We start from the raw sequence: 4,171 nt of genomic DNA, 5'->3' as shown, positions 1-4,171 counted from the left end.
ATGACGCCCCAGAACTTGCCGGGGCCGGAGAACGCGGCCTCCCGCGCGGCGCTGACATAGCCCTTGTCCGCCCAGACCGATGTCTCCGCGCCGTGCAGGAGCTCGTCCCAGACCTGGCTGTCGTGCATCTTGGCCGTCGTGGTCTCGAGGCTGTGTACGATGCCGCTGTCGGCATCCACGCCCACATGGGCCTTCATACCGAAGTACCAGGTATTGCCCTTCTTCGTGGACGACATCTCGGGGTCGCGGGCCTTGGCTTCGTTCTTGGTCGAAGACGGCGCGTCGATGATCGTTGCATCGACCAAGGTGCCAGAGCGCAGCGTGATCCCCTGGTCGGCGAGGTGGCCGTTCACCTCGGCGAACAGCTTCTCGGTCAACCGGTGCTTCTCCAGTAGGTGTCGGAAGTTCAGGATCGTGGTCTCGTCAGGAATCCGGTCGTCACCCAACTCGATACCCGCGAAGTGCCGCATGGCGTCGCTGTCGTAGAGCATCTCCTCGGCCATCGGGTCGCTGAGCGCGTACCATTGCTGGAGAAAGTACACCCGCAGCATCGTCTCCAGCGGCATCGGCGGGCGCCCGCCCTTCGGCCCCGCCTTCGGATAGTGCGGCGCGATCAGCGCGAGAAGGCGGCTCCACGGCACCACCGCCTCCATCTCGGCGAGGAATCTCTCCCGCCGCGTCTGTTTCTTCTTCATCGCATGGCGGAGGCCGGGAAAGGCGGGCTGCTTGGGCATCGGGGGGCCTCCTTCGTGGTCCCGCCCAGTCTACCCTAAGCCGATCAGAGCGCGAGGTTTTTCAGGCTTTCCTTATCTTCAAGAAAACGCAGTGAAATCACATCGCGTGTTCGTTTCGGCTCAATCTGCGCAATAATTTCAGCCACGATCCCCCGCGTCCGAGCGGAGTCATCCACCGCCGGGGCATCATCCCGGATCTCAACATCGGCCACGTCGTCGAACCGCGCCGAAGCTACAGCGCGGGCTGATTCCAGTGTTCTGCGGGCGACTTTCCGCTCCCGACAGACCCGCTCTGTCGCTTCTTTTTCAGAGCACCCTTCGGCGACGAGCGCTTTGATCTTACGCGGGACGACAGACAGAAGCACCCTGGACTGGTGAGCCGGCATCATGCCGCCGGCCGCTCCGGAAATATCGGCTTCCAGCTCCGCCCGAACCCACCACGCCGCGATCGCGGAATAGCTTCCCTTTTCGGGGTCGAACTTCTCGACAGCCCGGATCAACCCCAGCGCCCCGACGCTTTCGACGTCTTCCCGCGGCGGGCGCAGGTGCGTAGGCATCTTTCTCCACACAGACCAGACGAGAGGCATATTCTGCATGACGAGCCGATCGAGAAGCTCTTGACGACCGGTCACGCGATATTCCTGCACAAGCTCTTCATTCGTCATTGACCAGGTCCCCCAGTTCGAGACCGCGGTCAGCGAGCGCGGCGCGCATTTGCGACAGCGCGTCACGCAGCTCACGAGACAGGCGGCCGCGGCCTATGCCCGTTTCTTCCGCGAGACTGTCGAGCGACGGCCCCTGGCCCTTGGACATGACCTTCTCGGACACGAGGCGGCGCTGGAGAGGCGTCAGGCCGTTGAGAAGGTCCCGAACAATCCGGGCGCGCTGGGCGGGCAGGATCTCTTCTTCGGCGCTGGGCGCGCTGGAGACCGGATCAGCACCCGTTTCCTCGTCATCGACCGTCTGGCCGATCGAGCGGCACGGCCGGCGGGTCGACAGCATCTCATGGACGACAGCCGGGTCGTCTCCAAGATCACGCGCCGCCAGGTCCGCGGCGGTGGTCTCGCCCCATCCCAATGCCTCATACTTCGCGAGCAATGCGGGGAGGCGATTCCGCATCCGTTCCTCGCGACGGCTGCGCGGGACGGTGAAAGCGCAGCCCTGAAAATTAGCATACCGCATGACATCGAAGCGGACCCTGCGGCTGACATGCGACAGCACAGCTTGCCCGCGCTCCGGCGACCAGCCGTCGACTGCCGCGACAACGGCTTCCCACGCCGCGCCCTTCAGGTCCTCCAGATCCATCCCGGACCAGCGCGCCACCGCCGCCGCGTTCTTGACGACCATCCCCTGGAAATCGAGGCAGAGCTCTTCGAAAGCCGCAGCATCGCCGCGCTCTTTCCACGCCCGCGCGAGCGCGTCTTGTCTGTCTGTCCGGGATACTTCGACCCGCGATCCATCTGCCATTGGAGAAACTCCCTGCTCTGTTTCAAAGCAGGTAGTCCCCGGTTTCAGGCTCCAGAAACGGAATCGCGAGGGCCGATAAAACGGCCGAAATTTCGATGGCTATTTCCTTCGGCGGGGAGGCCTTTTTTCGCCCTCAAGCGCGCTCTCTCGCACTCATGACAGTTGCCGCGGGTCTTGCGGACGCCATCGACATAGCGCTTGGTCGGAAAGTCATCTTCGGGGGCAGCGCGGCCGCACTTCGTGCAGCGCTTCCACCATTCGCCGCCTGGGCCGGTCCAGTGCTGGACATGCTCGCGCTTGTGGTGACCTGGCAAGAGCGGCACCAGGTTCTCGAGCCGATTGTTCGCGCGGTTGCCGTCGCGGTGGTGGATTTGGTGGCCGTCAGGGATGGCGCCGTAGGCGCACTCCCATACGTGGCGGTGCTCGGCAACAATGCGGCCATCGGACATCCCGAGGTGGATATACCCGTCGGGGGAGAGCCAGCGATATTTGACCCGGCGTTTCATACCGGGGGAGATCGCGCCCCCGCTGCGGATCCGCTACGTCAACGCGATCCGCGCCAGTCTCGATCGCACGGCGGCCTCGACTTCCGGGCGCTTCCAGGGCCCGGTCGTCGCGAACTGGCCGATGTCGATTCCCCGATCGCGGCAAGGGAAAACCATCACGCCCAAGTCTTGCCACACGATCCTGATCTCTGAGCACCGGCTGCGCAGGATCTTTGGAAATAAGGGTAAACGCAAGATGCCTTTGTCACACTGAAGCGAGCTTAGTCCCGTTCCCAAATCACCTGTGCGGCGAGGTATTCGCGCATAATAATCCGGACAACAAATCGACCGTCGTCGATCACAGTGTATCTGTATACGCCGGGCTGGACAATCACCCACCCGTCGACGAAATCAGGATCGTTGCCCCAGAACGCGGTGACCGCCAAGCGCTCCATCATGCGACTACCAATTTCAGGCCACGCGTTTCCGTGGTCAACGGTCAAGAAAGCATCGGCTTGATCCTCGGATAGCAACTCCAGTGGAACAGCGGTGGCGTGGTCAGGCTCCCCGAAGGCGGGTTGCCCATGCTCGAAATAAACATGGCCTCGGGCATTCTTCACGATAACTCGCAAAATGCGCTCCATGTTGGGGATGAAGACAACACGCTTATTGCCGGAAGGGTCTTTCTGGACAGTCAAGCTGTTTTCGATATCCTGTTGGAGTTTCCGGTTTGATGCCAGGATCCTCTCGGAGCGCTTCAATGCTTGGCCTTTGGGGTCAGCGTTTCCGGATATCACTGACCCAAGAAACGCGACAAAATACTCTTCGTCACTTGAGAATCCGGTATTGCATTCCCGGCATATCCTTACCTCTGGCAAATTTTCTGGCGCCTCTTTATCGAGCATGCATTGGGAAGGAACATGATCCTTGTTCGAAGCCCCTTGGACAGATGAAAGGGTCTTCCCGCACTGGATGCACCAGGCCTTATGCCGCTCGTCCGAGAAATCCTCGATGTGCTCCATTGATCACGCCTCAAATGATGCCGAGGTTGATCCTTTATTGCACAGTCTCATGTGCAAAAAAAAGGCCCCGACGCGGAAGCGACGGGGCTCGGCGGGAGAGCCCTCACGGGAGACCGCAGGTCATTCCGCAGCAACGGCCGCGACCTTGGTGTTCCGGTGGCAAGGCACTGCCTGACCGGACAGCTGCGCCAGCTTCTTTCCTTCCTCGGTCAGCGACACGCCGCGCCAGTAGCGCGTGCCGTTGAGCTTCTTCTGCACGACTCCGCGCCCGGCAAGTGCGCGCTCGAAGGTCTCTTTCTCCCACTGCTTGGGCTGGCCGGAGCCGCCCAGATGGGCCTTAACAGGCTGCTGAAGAACGTTCTGGATAGCGCTCGCTCGTCGAGCAAACCGATCCCCGGCACGGCGGTCGGCCACCAGCTCGACGAGAGATCGTGAAAAATCGCCCGATTTTCGAGCGTGTCTC

6 protein-coding genes are annotated in these 4,171 nt (G+C 61.9%); all 6 read right to left on the bottom strand.

Annotated features, from left to right (window positions below; genetic code table 11):
* Positions 1–734: IS5 family transposase (locus DLJ49_RS20860; protein ID WP_115395433.1), on the bottom strand; the 734-nt coding region annotated here is incomplete at its 3' end.
* 44 nt (positions 735–778) lie between these two features.
* The gene (locus DLJ49_RS20855) at positions 779–1,399 is read right to left on the bottom strand and encodes a sigma-70 family RNA polymerase sigma factor (RefSeq protein WP_115395432.1); all 621 of its coding nucleotides are present in this window, start codon (positions 1,397–1,399) and stop codon (positions 779–781) included.
* A complete protein-coding gene (locus tag DLJ49_RS20850; RefSeq protein WP_115395431.1) occupies positions 1,389–2,201 on the bottom strand; it encodes a sigma-70 RNA polymerase sigma factor region 4 domain-containing protein in 813 nt (270 codons plus the stop codon). The genes DLJ49_RS20855 and DLJ49_RS20850 overlap by 11 nt, the downstream gene beginning before the upstream one ends.
* A 44-nt stretch (positions 2,202–2,245) precedes the next feature.
* Positions 2,246–2,707, bottom strand: coding sequence for an HNH endonuclease signature motif containing protein (locus DLJ49_RS20845; protein WP_115395430.1), 462 nt, complete (start codon positions 2,705–2,707; stop codon positions 2,246–2,248).
* A gap of 260 nt (positions 2,708–2,967) precedes the next feature.
* Positions 2,968–3,708: a hypothetical protein gene (locus DLJ49_RS21580; protein WP_147277386.1), complete on the bottom strand. Its 741-nt coding sequence runs from the start codon at positions 3,706–3,708 to the stop codon at positions 2,968–2,970.
* 120 nt (positions 3,709–3,828) lie between these two features.
* Positions 3,829–4,171, bottom strand: a 343-nt coding sequence (locus DLJ49_RS21575) for a hypothetical protein (RefSeq protein ID WP_233489370.1), incomplete at its 5' end; no start/stop codon positions are given.

Origin of the sequence: Rhodovulum sp. 12E13, assembly GCF_003340565.1 — a bacterium.
In the GTDB taxonomy this organism is placed as follows: Bacteria; Pseudomonadota; Alphaproteobacteria; order Rhodobacterales; family Rhodobacteraceae; genus HLUCCA09.
This window is presented reverse-complemented; position numbering and strand designations above follow the sequence as displayed.